Origin of the sequence: Sphaerimonospora mesophila (genome assembly GCF_001417795.1) — a bacterium.
Taxonomy (GTDB): domain Bacteria; phylum Actinomycetota; class Actinomycetes; order Streptosporangiales; family Streptosporangiaceae; genus Sphaerimonospora; species Sphaerimonospora mesophila.
This window is the reverse complement of record NZ_BCBX01000054.1, coordinates 1-21,808: the sequence shown is the minus strand read 5'-3', so window position 1 is coordinate 21,808 and position 21,808 is coordinate 1. Positions and strand designations below refer to the sequence as shown.

General features: G+C 70.9%; 21 protein-coding genes and 1 tRNA gene. 12 read left to right on the top strand and 10 right to left on the bottom strand.

Annotated elements, in window-relative coordinates:
- From AP234_RS30970 to AP234_RS30950, 5 genes are all read left to right on the top strand, one after another.
- A partial coding sequence (locus tag AP234_RS30970; protein WP_055483302.1) for a DsbA family protein occupies positions 1-550 on the top strand: 550 nt, incomplete at its 5' end.
- A 22-nt stretch (positions 551-572) separates the two neighbouring features.
- Positions 573-1,319, top strand: a complete 747-nt coding sequence (locus AP234_RS30965; RefSeq protein WP_055483301.1) for a class II aldolase/adducin family protein — start codon at positions 573-575, stop codon at positions 1,317-1,319.
- An 88-nt stretch (positions 1,320-1,407) separates the two neighbouring features.
- Complete coding sequence (locus AP234_RS30960) at positions 1,408-2,943, top strand: AMP-binding protein (protein WP_055483300.1); 1,536 nt, start codon at positions 1,408-1,410, stop codon at positions 2,941-2,943.
- Positions 2,940-4,205 (top strand): cytochrome P450, encoded by a 1,266-nt coding sequence (locus AP234_RS30955; protein WP_055483299.1) that lies wholly within the window; start codon positions 2,940-2,942, stop codon positions 4,203-4,205. Before AP234_RS30960 ends, AP234_RS30955 begins: the two co-directional genes overlap by 4 nt.
- A gap of 10 nt (positions 4,206-4,215) precedes the next feature.
- Positions 4,216-5,322, top strand: a complete 1,107-nt coding sequence (locus AP234_RS30950; RefSeq protein WP_055483298.1) for an LLM class flavin-dependent oxidoreductase — start codon at positions 4,216-4,218, stop codon at positions 5,320-5,322.
- 28 nt (positions 5,323-5,350) lie between these two features.
- Here the strand turns inward: AP234_RS30950 and AP234_RS30945 are convergent, their stop codons facing one another.
- The 3 genes from AP234_RS30945 to AP234_RS30935 are packed head-to-tail and all read right to left on the bottom strand — an operon-like array spanning position 5,351 to position 7,745.
- Positions 5,351-6,094: an ABC transporter permease gene (locus tag AP234_RS30945; RefSeq protein ID WP_055483297.1), complete on the bottom strand. Its 744-nt coding sequence runs from the start codon at positions 6,092-6,094 to the stop codon at positions 5,351-5,353.
- A complete protein-coding gene (locus AP234_RS30940) occupies positions 6,094-6,828 on the bottom strand; it encodes an ABC transporter permease (RefSeq protein WP_055483296.1) in 735 nt (244 codons plus the stop codon). The genes AP234_RS30945 and AP234_RS30940 overlap by 1 nt, the downstream gene beginning before the upstream one ends.
- Positions 6,825-7,745: an ATP-binding cassette domain-containing protein gene (locus tag AP234_RS30935; RefSeq protein WP_055483295.1), complete on the bottom strand. Its 921-nt coding sequence runs from the start codon at positions 7,743-7,745 to the stop codon at positions 6,825-6,827. Before AP234_RS30935 ends, AP234_RS30940 begins: the two co-directional genes overlap by 4 nt.
- A gap of 395 nt (positions 7,746-8,140) precedes the next feature.
- On the opposite strand from AP234_RS30935, the gene AP234_RS30930 reads away from it, so the two are divergent.
- From AP234_RS30930 to AP234_RS30920, 3 genes are all read left to right on the top strand, one after another.
- Complete coding sequence (locus AP234_RS30930; RefSeq protein ID WP_055483294.1) at positions 8,141-9,070, top strand: hypothetical protein; 930 nt, start codon at positions 8,141-8,143, stop codon at positions 9,068-9,070.
- A 142-nt stretch (positions 9,071-9,212) separates the two neighbouring features.
- Positions 9,213-9,770, top strand: coding sequence for a hypothetical protein (locus AP234_RS30925; protein ID WP_152990719.1), 558 nt, complete (start codon positions 9,213-9,215; stop codon positions 9,768-9,770).
- Between the two features lie 94 nt (positions 9,771-9,864).
- On the top strand, positions 9,865-10,371 hold the full coding sequence (locus AP234_RS30920) for a hypothetical protein (RefSeq protein WP_152990718.1): 507 nt from the start codon (positions 9,865-9,867) through the stop codon (positions 10,369-10,371).
- 52 nt (positions 10,372-10,423) lie between these two features.
- Here AP234_RS30920 and AP234_RS30915 read toward each other — a convergent pair whose 3' ends face one another.
- Positions 10,424-10,729: a hypothetical protein gene (locus AP234_RS30915; RefSeq protein ID WP_055483292.1), complete on the bottom strand. Its 306-nt coding sequence runs from the start codon at positions 10,727-10,729 to the stop codon at positions 10,424-10,426.
- 175 nt (positions 10,730-10,904) lie between these two features.
- Between AP234_RS30915 and AP234_RS30910 the strand changes: the two genes are divergently transcribed.
- Positions 10,905-10,977, top strand: a tRNA-Asn gene (locus AP234_RS30910).
- A 78-nt stretch (positions 10,978-11,055) separates the two neighbouring features.
- Here the strand turns inward: AP234_RS30910 and galK are convergent.
- The 4 genes from galK to AP234_RS30890 all read right to left on the bottom strand — a co-directional run bounded on the left by galK (position 11,056) and on the right by AP234_RS30890 (position 15,566).
- Positions 11,056-12,204, bottom strand: a complete 1,149-nt coding sequence (galK, locus tag AP234_RS30905) for a galactokinase (RefSeq protein ID WP_055483291.1) — start codon at positions 12,202-12,204, stop codon at positions 11,056-11,058.
- Between the two features lie 40 nt (positions 12,205-12,244).
- Complete coding sequence (locus AP234_RS30900) at positions 12,245-13,903, bottom strand: catalase (RefSeq protein ID WP_055483290.1); 1,659 nt, start codon at positions 13,901-13,903, stop codon at positions 12,245-12,247.
- A 319-nt stretch (positions 13,904-14,222) separates the two neighbouring features.
- A complete protein-coding gene (locus AP234_RS30895; RefSeq protein WP_055483289.1) occupies positions 14,223-14,654 on the bottom strand; it encodes a VOC family protein in 432 nt (143 codons plus the stop codon).
- A 54-nt stretch (positions 14,655-14,708) separates the two neighbouring features.
- Positions 14,709-15,566, bottom strand: coding sequence for a helix-turn-helix domain-containing protein (locus AP234_RS30890; protein WP_055483288.1), 858 nt, complete (start codon positions 15,564-15,566; stop codon positions 14,709-14,711).
- Between the two features lie 214 nt (positions 15,567-15,780).
- On the opposite strand from AP234_RS30890, the gene AP234_RS30885 reads away from it, so the two are divergent.
- The gene (locus AP234_RS30885) at positions 15,781-16,434 is read left to right on the top strand and encodes a peroxiredoxin (RefSeq protein WP_055483332.1); all 654 of its coding nucleotides are present in this window, start codon (positions 15,781-15,783) and stop codon (positions 16,432-16,434) included.
- Between the two features lie 9 nt (positions 16,435-16,443).
- On the opposite strand, the gene AP234_RS30880 is transcribed toward AP234_RS30885, so the two are convergent.
- The gene (locus AP234_RS30880; protein ID WP_083502595.1) at positions 16,444-17,712 is read right to left on the bottom strand and encodes an aminotransferase class I/II-fold pyridoxal phosphate-dependent enzyme; all 1,269 of its coding nucleotides are present in this window, start codon (positions 17,710-17,712) and stop codon (positions 16,444-16,446) included.
- 98 nt (positions 17,713-17,810) lie between these two features.
- On the opposite strand from AP234_RS30880, the gene AP234_RS30875 reads away from it, so the two are divergent.
- Both AP234_RS30875 and AP234_RS30870 read left to right on the top strand, forming a co-directional pair.
- A complete protein-coding gene (locus AP234_RS30875; protein WP_055483287.1) occupies positions 17,811-18,308 on the top strand; it encodes an Lrp/AsnC family transcriptional regulator in 498 nt (165 codons plus the stop codon).
- A 40-nt stretch (positions 18,309-18,348) separates the two neighbouring features.
- A complete protein-coding gene (locus AP234_RS30870) occupies positions 18,349-19,383 on the top strand; it encodes a LacI family DNA-binding transcriptional regulator (protein ID WP_055483286.1) in 1,035 nt (344 codons plus the stop codon).
- A gap of 91 nt (positions 19,384-19,474) precedes the next feature.
- Here AP234_RS30870 and AP234_RS30865 read toward each other — a convergent pair.
- On the bottom strand, positions 19,475-21,808 hold a 2,334-nt coding region (locus tag AP234_RS30865; RefSeq protein ID WP_055483285.1), incomplete at its 5' end, for an alpha-amylase family glycosyl hydrolase.

The window sequence follows — 21,808 nt, the reverse complement described above, 5'->3', positions numbered from 1 at the left end:
CTACGTGCAGATGAGCAAGGCCAAGCACCTGTACATCCTGCAGGACACCAAGCGGCAGGCCGCCCGGCTCGGCCTGGCGATGCGCTGGCCGATCGACGTCGATCCGTGGTGGGAGCTGCCGCACCTGGCGTTCCTCCGGGCGCGCGAGCTCGGCGCCGGCGCGGAGTTCTACACCGCGGTGATCGGCGCGCGGTGGGAGCGCGGCGAGGACGTCTGCACGCCCGAGGCGATCGAGCGGCTGGCGCGCGAGTGCGGGCTGCCCCCGGGGGAGCTGGTCGGCGCCCCCGCCGACCAGCGGATCCGCGCCGCCGGGGTGGAGTGCCTCTATCGGGCCTATGAGGACGACATCTTCGGCATCCCCTATTTCCGCGTCGGCCGCCACCGCTTCTGGGGCCTGGACCGGGTCGACGCCTTCCTGGCCGAGCTGGCGCGCGACCACGTGCCCGCCGGCGCCGCCCGGCCGTCGGCCCTGGCAGAGACACAGGCAGAGACACAGGCAGAGACACCCGGCGAGGCATACGACACCGACACCGCCGGCGGCTGCGGCTGAGCCGCCCGGCTGAGGAGGAACGATGGGCGATCGGCGGGTTCCCCGCACCACGGCGGAAGAGCGCGACCACCGGCGGCTGCAACTCGTCGTCGCGCTGCGTGCGTTCGCGCAGGCCGGCTTCGACGAGGGCGCGGGCGGCCACCTCACCGCCCGCGACCCCGGCCGGCCCGACCACTTCTGGATCAACCCCTTCGGCCGGCACTTCGGCCACGTGCGGGTCCGCGACCTGCTGCTCGTCGACCACGACGGTGTGGTGGTGGAGGGCGAGGGCAAGGTCAACCCGGCGGGCTACGCCATCCATTCCCGCATCCACCGGGCCCATCCCGACGTGGTCGCGGTCGCGCACACCCACTCCGTGTACGGCAGGGCCTTCTCGGCGCTCGGCCGGCTGCTCGAACCGCTGACCCAGGACGCCTGCGCCTTCTACGAGGACCACGCCGTGCACGACGAGTACGGCGGGGTCGTTCTCGACGGCGACGAGGGCGAGCGGATCGCCGCCACGCTCGCCGGCCACAAGGCGGTGATCCTGCGCAACCACGGCCTGCTCACGGCGGGCGGCTCGGTGGAGGAGGCGGCGTGGTGGTTCCTGGCCATGGACCGCTGCTGCCAGGTCCAGCTGCTGGTCGAGACGGCGGCGGGCAAGGCCGAGCCGATCGGCCCGCCGGCGGCCCGGGCGGCCCGCGACCTCATCGGTTCACCCGCCGTCGCCCGGCTCAACTTCCGCCCGGTGCGCGAGCACGTACTGGCCACCTGTTCCGACCTCACCTGAGATCCCGAGGGGACGGCGCGGACCGGCCCCTGCCCTGCACATCCGCCGCGCGACGCGCGCGCGACGATCGCACGACGAGGAGCACCACATGGCCGAACTGCTGGCGGCGCGGGCCGCGGATCGCGGTGACGAGATCGCCCTGGCGGACGAGACGGGAAGCCGCACCTGGCGGGAGCTCGACGAGCGGGTCGATCGGTGGATCTCCGCCTTCGCCGCCGCCGGGCTCGAGGTCGGCGACCGGGTCGCGTTCTTCCTGGGCAACCGCATCGAGACGTACGAGGCCCTGCTGGCCTGCATGCACACGGGCCTGGTCGCGGTGCCGGTCAACTGGCGGCTGACCCCCGGCGAGATCGCCTACATCATCGACGACTCCGGCGCCAGAGCGCTGATCACCGAGTCGGTCCACGCGGAGACGGCGGCGCGTGCGGTCGCCGAGGCGACGGCCCCCGTGCCGGTCAGGATCTGCGTGGACGCCCGGCGGGACGGTTTCGAACCGCTCGACCGGCTGCCCGCCGCGCCGCCGCCCGAGCCGCTGTCCGGCGCCGTCCTGCTGTACACCTCCGGCACGAGCGGCAGACCGAAGGGCGTGGTGAACGCCAGGTTCAAGGTGGGCGCGCCGGTGAGCCACACCGCCCTGGGCGCCGCGAAGATCTGCGGCGGACTCGGCATCCCCGCCGAGGGCCGGGCGCTGCTGGCCGGGCCCTGGTATCACTCCGCGCAGATCTTCTTCTCGCTCTATCCGCTGCTCAACGGCTGCTCGCTGATCATGCGCCGCAGGTTCGAGCCCGTGGAGGTGCTCGAACTGATCGACCGGGAGCGCATCTCGATCTCGCACCTGGTGCCGATCCAGTTCATCCGGATGCTGCGCGCCCCCGAGCGGGCACGCGAGGCGTTCGGCGGCGCGAGCCTGCTGCGCATCTGGCACGGCGGCGCCCCCTGCCCGCCCGACGTCAAGCGCGCGATGATCGACTGGTGGGGGCCGGTGTTCACCGAGTACTACGCGGCCACCGAGGCGGGCATCGTCACGCTGATCGACTCCGAGACGTGGCTCAAGAAGCCCGGCAGCGTCGGCACCGCGGTGCCGCCCAACGAGGTGGTGATCGTCGGCGATGACGGCGCGGCCCTGCCGTACGGGCAGGAGGGCCGGGTGGGCATCCACCGGTCCTCTGGCGCCGGGTTCTCCTATCACCGCGCGCCCGACAAGACCGCCGGGGCGTTCGTCGCGCCGGACACCTTCACCGTGGGCGACGTCGGCCACCTCGACGAGGACGGCTTCCTGTTCCTCACGGCCAGGTCCGTGGAGATCATCGTCTCGGGCGGCGTCAACATCTACCCGGCCGAGGTCGAGGCGGCCCTGCTCCGGCACGCGGCGGTCCGCGACGCGGCCGTGCTCGGCATCCCCGACGCGGAGTTCGGCGAGCGGGTCAAGGCGGTCGTCCAGATCGAACCCGGCGCCGAGGCGACGGCCGCCGAGCTGGACCGGCACTGCCGGGACCTGCTGGCCGGTTTCAAGGTGCCGAGGTCCTACGACTTCGTCGAGGAGCTGCCGAGGGAGCCGACCGGGAAGCTCGCCCGGGCCAGGCTGCGTGAGCTCTACTGGAGCGGGGAGGGCCGCCGCATATGACCCACGCGCGCGCGGTCTCCCTCGCCGACCCGGCCGAATACGCCCGCGGCGTGCCGTACGGCGAGTTCGCCCGCCTGCGCGCCGAGGACCCGGTCGCGTGGGTGGCGGAGGTCGATCTCGTACGGCACGGCGCCGACGGGGCCAGGACGCACCGCGGCACGGGCTACTGGGCGGTCACCAGGCACGAGGCCGTGCTGGCCGCCTCCCGCGATCCGGCGGTCTTCTCCTCGGCGGAACGCGGCGCGTTCCTGGCCGACCCGCGCACCAGGGAGGACCTCGAACGCAACCGGCGGCTCCTGATCAACATGGACGCGCCGCGGCACACCCGGATCAGGCGGGCGGTGAGCGGCGCTTTCACGCCGCGGGCCGTCGCCCGGCTGCACGACATGGTGCGCGGGCACGCGGCCGCCGTCGTGGCGCGCGCGGTGGCGGCCCGCGACGTCGACGTCGTCACCGATCTCGCGGCCGAGCTGCCGCTGCTGGTCCTCGCCGACCTGCTCGGCATGCCGCGCGAGGACAGGAAGCTGCTGTTCGACTGGAGCAACAACCTCGTCGGCTTCGACGACCCGAGGTACGGCGACGGCCGGATCGACACCTACCGGCGCACGTTCGTCGAGGCGCTGCGCTACGCCGCCGAGCTGATCGCCCGGCGGCGGCGCGACCCCGGCGACGATCTGGTGAGCCGGATGGTCGCTGCGCAGGCGGGCGGGGAGGGACCGACGGACGCGGAGCTGGGCCAGCTGTGGCTCCTGCTCGTCATCGCGGGGAACGAGACGACCCGCCATCTCATCTCCGGCGCCGTGTCCGCCCTGCTCGACGACCCGGCCGAGCGCGACCGCCTGGTCGCCGACCCCGGCCTGGTGCCCACCGCCGTCGAGGAGTTCCTGCGCTGGGTCACGCCGGTCATGCAGTTCCGCCGCACCGCGACCCGCGACACCGTGCTGGACGGCCGCCGGATCGGCGCCGGGGACAAGGTCGTCCTCTACTACGCGTCGGCGAACCGCGACGCGAGCGTGTTCGCCGACCCCGACCGGCTCGACCTCGGCCGCCGGGACAACCCCCACCTGGCCTTCGGCATCGGCCCGCATTTCTGCCTCGGCGCGCATCTGGCCAGGATGGAGGCGGCGGAGATGCTGCGCGCCCTCCTGCCGCACCTGCCGGGCCTGCGGCGCACCGGTCCCGACGAGCGCATGCGGTCGAATTTCATGAACGCCATCACCCGCCTGCCCGCCCGGTTCGGCGCGGACGGCGGACTCGGATGAGGAGCGCACCTTGGCCCTGCAACTGCACTGGTTCCTTCCCTCGCACGGAGACGGCAGGGACCTCGCGGAACGACGTGACAGGGGGAAGACCGCGGAACCGGTCACGCGGGTGACCCGGCGCAGGCCCGACCTCGCCTACCTGGCCCAGGTCGCCGGCGCGGCCGATCGGCTCGGCTTCGCCGGCATGCTCACCCCGATCGGGCTGTTCTGCGAGGACCCGTGGGTGGTGGCCTCGGCCCTCGCCGCCCGGACGGAACGGCTGAAATTCATGATCGCGCTGCGGCCCGGCCTGATCTCCCCGCTGCTGGCGGCGCAGATGGCCGCGACCTTCCAGCGGATCTCCGGCGACCGGCTGCTGCTCAACGTGGTCACCGGGGGAGACCCCGACGAGCAGCGGCGTTACGGCGACCGGCTCGACCACGACGGCCGGTACGCCAGGACGGCCGAGTTCCTGCGCGTGCTGTCGGGCGTCTGGGCCGGCCGGCCGTACGACTTCGACGGCGAGCACTACCGGGTCGAGGCCGCGCTGCTGACCCGCCCACCGGGCACACCCCCCACGGTGTTCCTCGGCGGGTCTTCCGAGTCGGCCCAGCGGGTGGCCTGCGACCTCGCGGACGTCTACCTCGCCTGGGGCGAGCCCCCCGGCGCGATGGAGGAGCTGTTCAAACGCGTGCGCGGGCGGGCCGAGGAGCAGGGCAGGACCGTACGGCTCGGCACCCGGTTCAACGTGATCGCCCGCGACACCGCGCGGGAGGCGTGGGCGGAGGCCGACCGGCTGGTCAGCGGCCTCGACCCGCGGACGATCGAGGCCGCCCAGCGCAGGTTCCGGCGGACCGAGTCCGAGGGTCAGCGCCGGATGGCCGCGCTGCACGGCGGCAGCGCCGATCGGCTGGTCGTCCACCCCAACATCTGGATGGGCATCGGGCTGGTCCGCCCGGGCGCGGGCGCCACCCTGGTCGGCAGCTACGAGGAGGTGGCCGAGCGCATCGCGGAATACCACGCCATCGGCGTCGACCACCTGATCCTCTCCGGACAGCCGCACCTGGAGGAGGCATACTCCTTCGGCGAGGGCGTCATGCCGCTGCTGCGCCGCGAGGGACTGCTGGAGGAGGCCTGACGCCCGCGCCGGGGCCTCCTCCCGTGAACTACCGTGCGCGCCTGCGGTAGGCGCGCACGGACAGCAGTGCGCACAGCCCGCCGAGACCCACGGCCCAGGCCAGCGTCTGCAGCAGCGGCGCGGCGACCGGGCCGCCGCCGGTCAGGCCGATGAGCGCCTCGCTCGCGGTCGACAGCGGGTTCACCCGCACGACGGGCTGGATCCAGCCGGGGAACGCGGTCACCGGGATGAAGCCGGAGGACAGGAAGAAGGCCAGCGTGGCCGGCGTCCCCAGCGCGCTCTGCACCGTGTCCTCGTCCGGGCCGGTCAGCGCGACCAGCAGCGAGACCGACGTGCACATCGCCCCGAACACGGCGACCACGCAGAAGAACCCGAGTACGCCGGCCGGGCCGGCGGTGAACCGGAACCCCGGGATGTGCGCCACGGCGATGGCCACGACGGCGACCGCGACGATGCGCAGCACCTCGCCGACGATCCGGCCCGCCACGGTCGAGGCGGCGCTGATCGGCATGGTGCGCAGCCGGTTGAAGATCCCCGCGCGGAAGTCGGCGTAGAGCCCGGCCGCGCTGGGGGCCATGCCGAAGGTCGCGGTGGACAGCACGATCAGCGGGGCGAGGCGCTGGATGTAGTCGTCCCCGATGAGCCCGCCGTAGAGCGGCAGGATCGTGAACATGAGCACGACCGGGAAGACGAAGGCGATGATGATCAGCGGCGGGGTGCGCAGGAACCGCTTCATCGTCCGCCCGCTGAGCAGGAGCGCCGTACTCGTCATCACGCCCTCCGGAAGGCTCGGACGGCCGCCAGGCCGAAGAACAGGGAGAGCCCCACGATCCAGGCGAGCGGGGGCCACCAGGAGACCGGCTGCCCCGCGGCGAGGGCGCGCAGCGCGTCGACCACGACGCTGTACGGATTGATCCGGATCACCGGCTCCAGCCAGTCGGGGAAGACGGACATGGGCGCGAACACGGTCGACAGGTTGATCAGGGGCAGCATCGGCAGGAAGAGCGCGGAGGCCGACGACTCGGGATCGGGCGACCGTATCGCCACGACCGCGGCGCCGAGGCAGAAGCTCAGCGCGAAGGCCACGGCCAGCAGGGCGAAGCCGACGGCGGACGGCACGCCGGCGAAGCGGAAGCCGATGACGTGGCCCGCCGCGACCAGCACCACGATGGGGATCAGGCTGCGGACGGCGTCCGTAGCGAGCCTGGCGATCAGCACCGAGAGGCTGTTGATCGGCATCGTGCGGCACCGGTCGAGCATGCCGCTCTGCCGCTCCCTGCCGATGAAGAAGGCGGTGGACACCGGCGCCAGACCCATCGCCATCATGACGATCGCCGGGGGCAGGAACTGGCCGAAGTCGACCCCGCGGAGCGTCAGCAGCCGGTCGAGCACGATCGCGAACCCGGCGAAGAACACCAGCGGGCTGACGACGAGCTGGAAGAAGGACCTCGTCGTCAGGGACAGGCGCAGGTTCCGGCCGATCAGGACGCCGGTGTCGTGGATCACTCGGGCCTCCCGGTGAGCGACCGGAAGACGTCGTCGAGCGTGGGTTTGCGCAGGGCGAGGTCGTCGGGCTCGATCTTGGCGGCCTCCAGCGTCTTGACGATGCCGGCCAGCGCCTCCACACCCTCGGCGGGCAGCACGATCGGCCCGTCCTCCCCCTCGGCCGACCGGCCGAGCACGGCCATCGCCTTCTCCCGGACGCCGGGGTCGGCGATGCGGATCTCGCACACGGCTCCGCCGCCGACGCGGTCCTTCAGCTCCTGAGCCGTGCCCTCGGCGACGACCTTCCCGTGGTCGATCACCACGATCCGGTCGGCGAGCTGGTCGGCCTCCTCCAGGTACTGGGTGGTGAGCAGGATGGTGACGCCGGTCGAGCGCAGGTCGCGCACCGTGTCCCACAGCGTCTCGCGGCTGACGGGGTCGAGGCCGGTGGTCGGCTCGTCGAGGAACAGCACCGGGCGCGGGACGACCAGGCTCGCGGCGAGGTCGAGCTTCCTGCGCATGCCGCCCGAGTAGGTCTTCACCGGCTTGTCCGCCTCGGCGGACAGGCCGAAGCGCTCCAGGAGGCCGCCGGCCCGGTCTTTCGCCTCGTCCTTGCCCAGCCTGAGCAGCCTGCCGAAGAACACCAGGTTCTCGCGGCCCGTGAGGGTCTCGTCGATGGCGGCGAACTGGCCGGTGACCGCGATGTGGGCGCGTACCTTGTCCGGCTCTGTCAGCAGATCGTGGCCGGCGATGGTGGCGCTTCCCGAGTCGGGCCGCAAGAGCGTGGTGAGGCAGTTGATGAGGGTGGTCTTGCCGGCGCCGTTGGGCCCCAGCAGCCCTACCACGCTCCCTTCCGGTATGGCCAGGCTGAGCCCGTCCAGGGCGACCGTTGTGCCGAATGACTTGCTGAGATGCCGTAACTCAACAATGGCGGTCATAGTCGCCCACCCTCCAATTCCCCTCCGGCCCTTGTCAATAGATAGAAGATGGCAACTTGTATCTGTTTTCTTCGGTGGTCGAAACCGCCCGCGCGGCGGCGCCGGCGCATCCCCGCGGCCGCCCGTGTACGAGACCCCACACGACTCTGATGGGCACAAAGCGCCAGATATAGGACAGAAAGGCATGGTTGGCGGCAAAGTTTATGTGGTATTGACCCGATCTGGAGGGCGATGAGAGTCTGTCGGGCGGGTAGCGAGGGGCTGATGGAACCGGCGAACGTCAGCGGAGACCGGCGCCGTTTCCAGGAGGCCTTCCGGCGATGCTGACGCCGGGAGGCGTGCTCGCGTCCGTACACCCATTAGGAGATCGTCTTTCCCGGGGGGGGAGTTGACGTATGGCCTTGCGTCTGGTGTTGGATCGCCGATTACCGCCGAGTATCCGGCTGACGGTCTCCCCGATCGCAGCCGCCCTCGTCGGCATGCGCTTCGTGGACGGCCGGGGATTCGACGGATGCGGCGGCGACGCAGGCCCGGCGCACCGGTCGCCGCGGCTGCACGTCACGCCGTACGACCAGCCGCGCCGGCCCGGCGTCCAGCGCCCGATCAGGCCGGGACGGCAGGGGCAGGCGACGCGTGCGGCGCACACGCGTCCCGATCCCGTCGGGCGCTCCCGGTTCGTCGCGAGCCAGCTCGACCCGCGCGGCTTCGCCCACTGCACGGCGTCGAGTCCCCGCAGGTCTCAGGGGGGCGACGGGGCGAGCGCCGATGATTTCGCCACGGCCTGCGCCCGGCTGCGCGAACTGCTGGAGACCGACCTGAGATATCGCATGCGGCGGCTCGCCGAGGACGGCCTGCGCGGGCTCTTCGTCGACCTGCGGGTATGGGTCCGCTTCGAGGAGGGCGTGCTCAATGTGGACACCCGCTGCGACGGCGACATCAGCCTCGCCGCCGGCCGTCTCACCCTGATGCCAACGATTCTGCGCGACCGGATGGTGGTTCTCGTTTCTGAGCCGACGCAATCCGTGCTTCTGCTCTATCCGGTCAGGGCGGCGAGCGGATGCGGCGGCGGTGCGCTGCCGTCCATGGCCGAGCTGCGGATGCTGGCCGGCGGCAGCCGGCTGTCGCTGCTGCAGGACCTGCACGAGCCGCGCAGCCTGGAGGAGGTCACCCACCGTCATCGGATGGACGCGCAGAGCGCGCGGAAGGAGCTGGCCGCGCTGACCGCGTCGGGACTGCTCTCCTCCTGTCCCGAGTCGGCCGGGCAGTACGTGCGCACCGCCTTCGCCTCCGCGCTCATAGCGCCGTGGTGCGGCGCCTGCTCCTGATCGGTCGCCTGTCTCGCATCTGGCCTGTCCTCTTGATACGATTGCTCGATAACCACGAGTGTCCGTAGGGGCCCGCGTCGTACCGCTTGATCGGCCTGTGGTCTCGGCCTCGCACTTCGCGGTTTCCGTAGGAGAGGTTGTGGTGAAGCGATACACGGTGACCGTCGCCCCGACGGCGGAAGACGGCATCAGTGATGAAACAAGACCGCAGATGGTCGTTCAGATCGAGATCATCGACGGCAAACCGCACGTGGTCGAGCTGACCGTACGGGCGAACGCGGGTGCGGACCTGGCCAGCGGTCCCCTGCCTCTGGTCGACCTGGAGCACCTCGCCCGGGCCTTCGCCCCCGAGGGCGCGCGCGGCGAGCCCGGCGGCGAGCCCGGTGTCCTCGAGTCCGCTGCCGTCGGAGGGAGCCCCGTCGCCGTGGCGGCGGAGCAGCCGAGCGTTCCCAGGCCGCAGAGCGGCACGTCGAGCAGGCAGGCCGCCCGGGCCAGGTCGGGTCCGTCCGCCGCTTCGGCCGAGAGCCGGGTCGCCAGGGCGAGGGCCTACCGCAAGATGCCCGAGCCGAGCGAGCTCCAGCGGGTCTTCAGCGAGGTCGGCAGCATCACGGGCGTGGCCAAGCACTACGACGTGCCGGTGCACACGGCCCAGGGGTGGATCGGCCGGCTGCGCAAGCGAATCGCCGCGGTGACGGACTGAGACCCCCGGGGATACCGATGCGGTGGGACACCGCGTCGTCACCGCCGGAGGCTTCGGGTTAGCCTGCCGTTGGCAACGGTCGTCGTCTCGGGCGGTGTTCTGCTTGGCTGGTTCTCTGCGCTCCCTGTTCGGTCTCCGCCGCCTGCCGCGGGAGGTCCGTACGGCCCTGCCCGTCGAGCCGGGCGAACGTGTGATCAGCCACGCCCCGGCGGCCGAGGGCGGTCATGTCGTGGCCACCACCATGGCGCTGCATCTGCCCGGGGGCACGCGCCTGCCCTGGCATCTCATGGACCGGGCGTCCTGGGACGAGGCGGGCGCGGAGGTCACCATGACCGACGGCTCGGTCCATACGGTGCGGCTGCCGGAGCCGGGCACGCTGCCCGAGGTGATCCGTGAGCGGGTGACCGCGACGATCCTGGCGAGCAGGCACGTCCCCCTCGACGCGCGTGGGGGAGTGCGGCTCGTCGCCCGCAGGATTCCCGGCCACGACACGCCGCGCTGGGATTTCGTCTTCGACCCCGGCCTCGACCCGGCGGACCCCGGGCTGCGCACCCTGGCCGAGCTGGCCCTGGAGGATGTGCGCCACAGCCTGGGCATCTGACCGCGGAAGGCCTGCGGGGTGGACGTTCCGGAGGGACGGGCGGCCGGCGGGGTCAGGTGGTCCGGTCGGCCCCGGTCGTGCGGCCGGCCCCGGCCGTGGAATCCGGCCCGGCGTCGGGCCAGCCCGTGGCGACACCCACCCGCTCGGTCTCCCATGGATCCTGCCTGCGCAGGAACGGCACCCGGTCCACCAACTTCCCCGCCTGCGCGCCCACCAGCCCGGCCGCCTCCTGCACGGTCGGGCTGTCCGCCACCCGCTGCGCCATGCGCTTGATCTGCTCATAGCGCTCGCGGCCGGCCCGCGTGCCGAGGACGTAACCGACGGCCAGCCCGGCGGCGAACATCATCTTGTACCGCATCTTCCACCTCCGCGCTCGTGTGCCGCCCTTCTACCCCGAGGGCTCGCGACTATCCAACAGCAATCAATGTGACAGGCACCCCCCCGAGTGCGCTAATCTAGTTCTGCGCCGCACGGGAGGGCCGAAAGGCCGGAACGGATCGGTTCTCCGAGCCGATCGGCGCAGCGCAGCACGATCCCGTGTAGCTCAACCGGCAGAGCAGCCGGCTGTTAACCGGCAGGTTATAGGTTCGAGTCCTATCGCGGGAGCGATGAACCCCCGCCCATTCGGGCGGGGGTTTCGCTTTTCCGGCCGATCTCCGGCCGAGGCGCATCGCCGACCCGCCATCAGGCGAGACGGCGGGCGCCGGCGGCGGGCGTCGCGGTGAAGAACGTCGGCGGCGCCCAGCCGCGCTCCGCGTAGGCCTGCCCGACCCGGTCCCTGACCTGGTCGACGCGTTCCTCGGCGACGAGCGCGATGGCCGACCCGCCGAAGCCGCCGCCGGTCATCCTGGCTCCCCGGGCCCCACCCCTGATCGCCGCCTCCACGGCCACGTCGAGTTCCGCGCACGACACCTCGAACTGGTCGCGCAGCGACAGGTGCGAGGCGTTCAGCAGCGCGCCGATCTCCGGTACGGCGCCCGCCCGCAGCAGCCCGATCACCGCCTCCACCCGGTGGTTCTCGGTCACGACGTGCTGGGTCCTGGCGCGTTCCGCCCCGGTCAGCTCGCCCAGCGCCGCGGCGAGGTCGGTGACGTCCCGCAGCGCGGCCACGCCCAGACGCTTGGCGGCGTTCTCGCACTCCTGACGGCGTCTGGCGTACTGCCCGTCGGCCAGTTCGTGGTGCACCCCGGTATTGATGATCAGCAGCCGGAGGCCGTGCGCCGCCAGGTCGAGCGGGATCCGCCGGCTCGCCAGCGACCGGCAGTCGAGGAACAGCGCGTGCCCCTCCCGGCCGAGCGCCGAGGCCGCCTGGTCCATGATCCCGCACGGCATGCCGACGAAGTCGTTCTCCGCCCGCCGCCCGATCCCGGCCAGCTCCATCCGCCCGGTGTCCGATGCCGCCAGGCCCAGGCCGTACAGGTCGTCGAGGGCGAGGGCGGTGGCGACCTCGAGCGCGGCGCTCGACGACAGGCCGGCGCCGCGCGGCACGTCGCCGTCGATCACGATGTCGGCGCCGCCGACGGGCAGCCCCGTGCCGCGCATGACCCAGAACACCCCGGCCGGATAGCGGGCCCACCCGCGGGCCCCTTCGAGACCGCCGCCGAGATCGTCGAGGACCTGGACATCCCCCGGCTCCTGCAGCGACGAGAGCCGTACGACCCCGTCCGTACGCGGGCGGGCCGCCAGCGTGACCCCCCACGGCACCGCGAACGGCAGGACGAAGCCGTCGTTGTAGTCGGTGTGCTCGCCGATCAGGTTGACCCTGCCGGGCGCGTGCCAGATTCCGGTGGGTTCGCCGCCATAGGCATCCCGGAAGGCATCGGCAACGCGCATAACCGCACACTCCCCAACAAGTTCGACCGTCCCGCGTAGGTTAGCGGTTTCCGGTCGGCATCGCCCGCTCGTTCGGGACGCAGTGGGTCATCTTGAGCCCCGTGACGTCGCGCGGGCCGTTCTTGCCGAGGTTGGCGAGCCGCAGCCGGTCCTCCTCGGTCAGGTCCTGGCCCGGGAGCGGGTCGAGGTGCCCGACGTCGCCCGGCGTGATGCCGACGCTCTCGCCGACGCGCAGCCCGAGATCGTCCTCGACCAGCAGCAGATGCCAGATCATGCGCTCGGCGACCGGCCGGGCGCACTTCGACAGCGCGGCGGCGAGGTTCTCCACCAGGTCGTCGCGCTCCCACTGCTCCATGAGCAGGTAACGCTGACCCGGCTGCTTGTAGTCGTTGGTACGCGGGATGCGCCTGCGGGTGAGCCGCCCGGAGATGATCGGCCCGCACTCGAGGGGCATGGCGCTGTCGGCCTCCCGGAGCCCGCCGGTGATCGACGGCTCGTAGTTGACGTGCGGGTTGTCCCCGGCCTGGTCGATGTAGTAGGTCATCGGCGCGTCCCGCTGGTTGGTGCGCACCTCCGCGTTCCTGGCCTGGTTGACCGGCAACTGCAGATAGTTGGGCCCCACGCGATAGCGCTGGGTGTCGCTGTAGGAGAAGGTCCGCCCGATCAGCATCTTGTCCTCGGAGAAGTCCAGCCCGTCGACGAGGACGCCGGTGCCGAACGCGATCTGCTCGTTGTCCGCGAAGTTGTCGCTCAGCGTGCGGTCGAGCACCATCCGCCCGACGGGCAGCGCCGGGAAGTCGTTCTCGGGCCAGACCTTCGTGTCGTCGAGCGGGTCGAAGTCCAGCTCGGGATGCTCGTCGTCGCTCATCATCTGGACGAGCAGCTCCCACTCCGGGTGTTCACCCCGCTCGATCGCCGTGTACAGGTCCCTGGTGGCGTGTCCCAGGTCGTGGGCCTGCACCAGGGCGGCGTCCTCGGCGGTCATGCTGCGTACGCCCTGCCTCGGCATCCAGTGATACTTCACCAGCAGGGTCTCGCCCTGGGCGTTCACCCACCGGTAGGTGTTGACGCCGAACCCCTGCATGTACCGGTAGCCTGCGGGGATGCCCCGGGGGCTGAACAGGTTCACGATCATGTGCAGGCTCTCGGGCATCTGCGAGATGAAATCGAAGATCCGGCCGGGCTCCTGACGGAAGGTGACCGGATCGGGCTTGAACGCGTGGATCAGGTCGGGGAACTTGATGGCGTCCCGGATGAAGAACACCGCGAGGTCGTTGCCCACGAGATCCCAGTTGCCGGCCTCGGTGTAGAACTTCACCGCGAACCCGCGCGGGTCGCGGGCGCTCTCTGAGGACTCCCGCCCGCCGATCACGGTGGAGAACCGTACGGCGACGTCGGTCCGGTGGCCGGCCTCCTGCAGGAGGCCCGCGCGGGTGAACCGGGCGATCGGCTCGTCGCCCCACCTGCCGTACGTTTCGAAGAACCCGAACGCCGTCGTGCCGCGCGCGTGCACGACCCGTTCCGGGATGCGTTCCCGGTCGAAGTGACTGATCTTCTCCAGGAACTGGTAGTTCTCCAACGTCGCCGGACCCCTCGGGCCGACGGTGCGCTGGTTCTGGTTGTCGTAGACCGGGTGCCCCTGGCGATTCGTCAGAATCGGACGCTCGTCCCCAGGCCGCGGTCCCACGCTCGACGTCATCAGGACCGCTCCTTTCGGTTGGGTCTCTAGAGCATCGGTCGAGTGATGACACCCCTGAGGAAGTGTCGGCCTCTGATCGGCTTCGGTCGCTGCGCCGGGAGGAGCTCCGGTCCGCTGCCCGGCCCCGCCCCGCGGGGCCCGGCGTGCGGTCCTCGCTCCCTCCCGCTCCGCTCCCTCCCGCTCCGCTCCCTTCCCCCGGCTGACGATTACTTGACCGGCGCTCTGGATGATTAGTTCGTTCGACGGCCCCTTATCCGTTTTCTGATCGGCTATTCGGCTCAATCATTCAAGTTTCGGAACGGTTCGTTGATCGTCGCGGTCACCGGCGTGGCTCGCCGCGGTAGGTGCCGAACGACCAGTGGTTGCCTTCGGGATCGCGTACGACGAAGTCGCGGGAGCCGTAGTCGGTGTCCGCCGGTTCCCTGACGACCGTCGCCCCTGCCGCGGTCGCCCTGGCGAAGAGCCCGTCGGGGTCGTCGGTGACCACATAGGCGCCGAAGGTGCCGGGCCGCAGTTCCCATGCGTCGTCGCCGGAGTCCCGGACCAAGCCGAGCATGATGCCGCCGCCGAGGGGCCAGGCGAGCTCGGCGTGGGCCACCCGGTCGCCCTCGCCGTACACCGCGGTCTCCTCGAAGCCGAAGGCGTCGACGAGGAAGCGGATCAGCGCGCGGGCGTCGCGGGCACGTAGGGTCGGCCAGACCTGGGGAGCCGGCGTGGTGTCCTGCGTGATGTCTCGCGTGGTAGCAGTCATGGCTCCGAGTCTGCCGCCGGGCCTGACCGCACGGCTTGGACGTTTCGGAACCGGTCACTCGTCCTGCCGGTCCCGCTCCGGCCGGCCGGACTCCTCGGCCAGCCAGCGGCTGGGCGGACAGCCCGCGAGAACGCCGAACTCCCGGGCCAGATGGGCCTGGTCGTAATAGCCGCAGGCCGCCGCGACCTCGGCCAGCGTGCGGCGGCCCGCCCCCTCCGCCGGGTGCCGCATCAGCCACCGCGCGCGGTCGAAGCGGATCACCCGGGCGGCCTCCTTCGGGCCGAGGCCGATCTCCGTCCGGAACCGCTGGCTCAGGTGTCTGGTGCTCCAGCCCACCTGCTCGGCCAGATCGGTCACGCTCGTGCCGCCGCCGTCGGCCAGCAGCAGGCGCCAGGCGTACGCGACCTCCGGCGCGGGGGCGGCGGGCCGCACGCCGGCGTCGAGGATCCGGCAGAGGACGCGGTCGAGCGTCGCGAACCGCGCCGGCCATCCGTCGGCCTCCAGGAGGCGCTCGCGCAGTTCGGCCGCCAGCCGGCCGAGGACGACGGCGCCGTCCAGGTCCACACCGGCGAGCTCGCCCGCGGGCAGCCCCAGCAGTGTCCGCGCCCCCAGCGGCGTCAGGCCGAGTTGCACGCCGGACTGCGGGCCGTCGAGGGCGATCAGCACCGGCGCGGTGTGCAGTCCGCCGACCATCGTCTCGTACGTCCCGAGAGGGGTGCTCGGGTCGGGGTGCGCTGCGAGGACGAGCGGATCGTGCAATGTGATGATCAAAGTCAGGTGCGGCGAGGGCAGCCCGCGGTGCAGCCGCGGCGGCACGCCCGTCTCGCGATAGCCGATGTACCAGCTGATCAGCGGGCGCAGCGCGGGCGCGGGCCGCCGCCGGACGAACTCGGCTCCCTCGGGTGCTCCCATGACCCCAGTGTCGCCGACCGGCCTCCCGGCACGAGTCTTGACAAAACTTGCCGCTCGGGTGGAATGGCCGGTCGACCACCGGAGAATGCCAAGGATGGGCGGAAGGCGCTGGGGGCGGCAGGAGGACGGCCGGTTCGCGCGTGATTCACCGAGCCTCGCCCAGGTCCGCCTTCCGCCGAGACCCACCACCGCGAGGAGCGCAATCATGGATGGCATGACAGAGCCGGTCGCCAGGCTGCCGTTGATCGGCGACCGGGCTCCGGACTTCGAGGCCGAGAGCACCCACGGGCCGGTCCGGCTCAGCGACTATGCCGGCCGCTGGCTGGTGCTTTTCAGCCATCCCGCTGACTTCACCCCGGTGTGCACCACCGAGTTCGCCGCCTTCATCGCCCTCGCCGACGATTTCGCCGAGCGGAACGTGTCACTGCTGGGCAACTCGATCGACTCCGTGCACAGTCATCTCGCCTGGATACGCAACATCAAGGACAGGCTCGGGATCGACATCACGTTCCCGATCATCGCGGACATCGACGCCAGGGTCTCCCGGGCGTACGGCATGCTCCATCCGAACACCTCGAAGACCGCGACGATCCGGGCCGTGTTCGTGATCGACCCGGCGTCCGTGGTCCGCGCCATGCTCTACTACCCGATGAACGCGGGCCGGATGGTCCCGGAGATCCTCAGGCTGGTGGACGCGCTGCAGACGGCGGACCGGGACGGGGTCGCCTGCCCGGCCAACTGGCAGCCGGGCGACGACGTGCTCCTCGGGGCGCCGCGGACCCAGTCCGAGGTCGAGGCCCGTCTCGCCGACGACAGCATCGAGCTCACCGACTGGTATCTCGCCAGGGTTCCCGGCCGTCCCGCCTGAAGCGGCCGGTCACGCGTGCGCCGCGCCCGCGCGTACGGGAGCCGGGGTGAGATCCCGATCACGCCGGGGCGCCGGGCCGAGGGTCTGGTCGGAGGCGTGGCCCGGGGCCCGGCTCAGGGCCTGGTCGAGGTCGGCGATCAGGTCCTCGGGGTCCTCCAGCCCGATGGAGAGCCGCACCAGGCCGGGGGACGGGCGTGCCTCGGCCGCGACGGGCCGGTGCGTCAGCGCCGCGGGATGCTGGATCAGCGAGTCGACCCCGCCGAGGGACACCGCGTGGGTGAACAGGCCGACCCCCGAGGTGAGGCTCCCGGCCTGCTCGAGGCCGCCACTCAGATCGACCGAGATCATCGCCCCGGGGCCCCTCATCTGCCGGCCGAGCAGCCCGCGTGGGTCGCCGCCGAGCTCGGGATAGTGGACCCGGGAGACGCTCGGGTGGGTGCTCAGCCACGCGGCGACGCGCCGGGCGTTCTCCTGCTGCGCGCGGACCCGGATCGGGAGCGTGGCGAGGCCGCGGTGCAGGAGGTAGGCGCCGAGCGGATGGAGCAGTGCCCCGGTGACGGCGCGGACCCGGCGCAGCGCGGCGGCCGCCTCCTGGTCGCAGGCGATGACGCCGGCGATGACGTCGCCGTGCCCGCCGAGATACTTGGTCGCGCTGTGCAGGACCATCGAGGCGCCGAAGTCGGCGGGGTTCTGCAGGATCGGGGTGGCGAACGTGTTGTCCACGAGAACGGGGACGCCCCGGGCGGCCGCGACGACGGCGGAGATGTCGACCAGATCGAGTGTCGGGTTGGCGGGGGTCTCCAGGACGACCAGCGCCGTGTCCGGCCGGAGCGCGGCGGCGACGCCTTCGGCCGTACAGAACGTCGTCTCGGCGCCGAGCACCCCCGAGGCCAGCAGGTGATCGGTCCCGCCGTAGAGGGGCCGGACCGCGACGATGTGACCGCGGCCGCTCTCCCGCGTCGTCGCGAGGATCGCCGCGGTCATCGCCGCCATCCCCGATGAGAAGGCCACGGCGGTCTCGGTGTGCTCCATCCGCGCCAGCGCGGACTCGAACCTCGCCACGGTCGGGTTCCACAGGCGTCCGTAGACGGCGCCGCCCTCCGCGTGCGGCATGCCCCCGCCGGCCATCGCCTCGTAGGAGAGGCCGCCGGCCTCGATGTCGGGCAGCGGATTTGTGGACGAGAGATCGATCGGAAGCGCGTGGACGCCGAGCTCCACGAGATCCTCGCGGCCCGCGTGGACGGCGATGGAGTCGAGCCGCAGACGACGTGAAATCATGCCCGAACAATGGGCGGATCCACGGAGATTTTCAATAGACATTGTGAAAATCGGTGTGATCGGCCAAGATCGGTGAAGATCCAGCGAAGAGGAGGAGCATGTCCGACCGCCGGCCGAAGAAACCGCAACCCGCACCGGCGGCCCTGGACGGCACCGATCTGGCCATCCTCGCCGCGCTTGCGGAGGACGGCCGGATGACCAACGCCGCGCTCGCCGCCCGGGTGGGGGTCGCCGAGTCCACCTGCGCGTACCGGGTGCGCGCGCTCATGCGCTCGGGCGTCGTCGAAAGCGTCAGGGCCCGGCTCGACCTCGGTGCGCTGGGCCACCCGATCCAGGCGATCATCAAGGTCCGGCTGGGCAGCCACAACCGTGATCACGTGCGCAGCCTGTACGACAAGCTGGTCATGGTGCCGGGGGTGCTGTCCGTCCTCCACGTGGGCGGCGACGACGACTTCCTCCTGCACGTGGCCGTGCCGACCCCGGAGAGCCTCCGAGATCTCATCCTGGAGCACGTGACCATCTATCCGATGGTGCGCAGGACCGAGACCCAGCTGGTCTTCGAGGTACGCGAAGGCCGCGGCGTGCTGCCCGGGTGATTGGGGTGCGGCGCGGGGCGAGGCAGGTAAATTAGCCGCTATGACAATGCGCCTCGCCGACATCGCCGCCCAGGCGGGCGTGAGTGAGGCGACCGTCAGCCGGGTGCTCAACGGCAAACCGGGCGTGGCCCCCACGACACGGCAGGCGGTCCTCACCGCCCTCGACGTGCTCGGGTACGAACGTCCCGTCAAGCTGCGCCAGCAGCAGGCCGGGCTCATCGGGCTGATCCTGCCCGAGCTCACCAACCCGATCTTTCCCGCGTTCGCCCAGGTCATCGAGAGCGCGCTGGTCATGTCCGGCTACACGGCCGTGCTGTGCACGCAGACCCCGGGCGGCATCACCGAGGACGACTACACCGAGCTTCTCCTCGAGCGTGGCGTCTCCGGCATCGTCTTCGTCAGCGGTCTGCACGCCGACTCGCGGTCGGACCGCGCCCGCTATCGGCGGCTGGCGGACCTCGGCCTGCCGATGGTGCTCATCAACGGCTACCGCCCCGACATCGACGTCCCCTTCATCTCCAACGACGACGCCGCCGCGCTCGACATGGCCGTCGGCCACCTCGTCTCGCTCGGCCACCGCAGGATCGGCCTGGCCGTGGGGCAGGAACGGTTCGTGCCCTCGATCCGGAAGACCGCCGGGTTCCGCCGGGCCATGGCCGAGCACGCCGGCCTGAGCGACGCGGACGTCGACGACCTCGTCGTCAACTCCCTGTTCACCATCGAGGGCGGCCAGTCGGCGGCCCAGCAGCTCCTCGACCGCGGCTGCACCGCGATCTGCTGCGGCAGCGACATCATGGCGATCGGCGCGATCCGCGGCGCCCGTCAGCGCGGCCTGCGCGTCCCGGACGACGTCTCGATCGTCGGATTCGACGACTCTCCCATGACGGCCTACCTCGACCCGCCGCTCACCACACTCCGCCAGCCGGTCCGCGAGATGGGCCTGGCCGCCGTGGAGAACCTGCTGGAGGAGATAGCCGGGATCCGGGCGCAGCGCACCGAGCTGCTGTACCGGCCGGAACTGGTCGTCCGCCGCTCCACCGGTCCGGCGCCCGCGAAGATCTCAGCCGATGGTTAGCGAGAACGTCGCCTGACGGATCACCATGGTCGTCCTGCCCGTTCGGGGCGGGAAGCTCGCGCTCCCCGCCCCGGCCGTTCTCGCGGGAGGGCTACTTGAGGTACGGTCCGTCGACACCGACCTTGCCGGGAGCCGGGTTGCCGGGCAGGTCGAGCACGTAGGCGCGCAGGCCGCCCTTGCTGTTCAGGCTGATCGACAGGGTCCCGTCGGTGACGGTCCTCCTGTCTCCGGTGACGGCGTCCACGTACGTCCCGTTGGGGATGCCGGTGAAGGTGGCTCCGGAGGAGACGGTCACCAGGACGAAGCTGTCGGTCGAACCGCTGGTGTAGCGGCGCTTGTAGGCGATCTGCCCGTTGACGCCTTCGGTGGAGTACTGCCCCATCTGCAGGGCGGGGATGGCCCTGCGGATCTGGTTCAGCCGCTGCACATGCTTGACCAGCGGCAGGCTGAGGGTGGTCGCCACGGGACCGGAGGCGCTGGAGACCACGCCGTAGTCACCGGCGGTGACGCTGCCCTCGACCTTGTCGCCGTAGTAGGCGCGGCCTGTCGTGGCGAGCGGGCAGCTGGGCCCGCAGTCGATCTGCTTGCCCTTCTGGAACTCGATCTCCGATCCATAGTAGAGGGTGGGAATGCCGCGGAAAGTCCACATCAGGCTCATGTTCTCGGCCCAGGCGTCGGTGCCGCCGGCGTAGCGGTTGGACGACTTGTTGGGTCCGTAGTCGTGGGAGTCGACGTAGACGGTGTTGTAGGTGGCGTCGTTGGTGCTGTCGTCGGAGTCCTTGCCGTTGTTGAAGGCGTTCTGCGCGTCGGAGAAGTTCATGTGCATGCGCATGTCGATGATGTTCATGCCGGAGAACTTCGAGTGGTCCGGCGCGTGGTAATCGTTGCCGTTCAGGCGGGCGTTGGTGCTGGTGGGCTGGTTGCCCGTACCGAGCTGCTCCTCGTAGTTGTACTGCTCGATCGCGGCCTTCTCGTCGTCGGCGCTGTACTCCTTGCGCTCCTTCCAGGTGTAGAACTGCGCGGAGTGGTTGACAGAACCGCGGTTCCACTTGTCGTTGACGAAGGCGGCCACCTCGCCGAACACGTAGAAGTTCTTGGCCTTCTCCTCGCCGAACTTCTCCTTCACCCGGTCATAGATCGCCGGCAGGAAGCGGCGGTTCCAGGTGACGCGGGGGATGTGAATGGCGGTGTCGATGCGGAAACCGTCGACGCCCATGTCGATGTACCGGTTGTAGGCGTCGATGAGGTACTTCTGCACTTCGGCGTTCTCGGTGTTGAAGTCGGCCAGGTCATCGTGCAGCCAGCAACTGCGCGAGTCCTCGCCCTCCCAGTTGCCGATCCAGCACTGGTGGTAGTACTTCGCCGGGAACATGCCCGAGGTCGGGCTCGGCCACTGGCAGTTGTAGATGGTGTAGCCCTCGGGGCTGAACCACTGCGTCGGGGTCCCCCAGTTCTTGCAGGTGTTGCCCGCGGGCTCCTCGGTCGACCACAGGTCGCCGTTGTACGGCCGTCCCTTGGCCATCTCGTTCTGGGCGGCCGTCATGTCGGGGTCGTCGCCCTGGTGCTCCTCCATGGGGTCGTACTCCCGGCCCGCCTCCTTCTTGCTGTACATCCACTTCCACTGCTCGTCGCGCACGCCGTACACGGGAGGAACGAACAGTCCCTTGGCGCCCCAGCGTGAGCTGTGGTTGTAGACGACGTCCTGGTAGATCTTCAGGCCCTTGGCGTGCGCCTTGTTGATCAGATCCTGGTACGTGTAGCCCGGCGTCTCCAGCCGGGTGTCCACACGGTAGAAGTCCCAGCCGTGGTAGCCATGGAAGTCGTAGTCGGAGCGGTTCAGCACGACCGGGGTGATCCAGATCGCGGAGAAGCCGAGGGCCTTGATGTAGTCCAGCTTCTCGATGAGACCCTTGAAGTCGCCGCGGAACATCGGGTCGTCGTTCGCCGCGTTGCCGGACCGGATGTGCTGGCTTCCGCCCCTGTTGTTGGACGTGTCGCCGTCGTAGAACCGTGCCGTCATGACGAAGTAGATGGAGTCCTTGCGAGGATCGCCGCCGAGCGGAGTCCCCGGGGACGCCGGCGGCGGCCCGTCGCCCGTCTTCACCGAGACGGCACCGGTGTACGCGGACTTGTTGCCCGCGGCGTCCAGTGCTCGCACCTTGTACGTGTAGGACGTCTGGGGGTCCAGCCCGGAGTCCTTGTACGTCGTGCCGGACGTGGATCGGACGACCGGCGTCTCGTCGCCCTTGGCCCGGCTGATCTCGTAGCCGGTGACGCCCACCTTGTCGGTCGACGCCGTCCAGGTCAGCGTGACGTTCGTGCCCGACGCGGTCGCCGCCAGGCCCGTGGGCACGGTCGGCGGAGTCGTGTCCGGCGGCGGCTCGGCCCCACAGGGATCCGACGCCCCCGCGCTCACGACGCCGTT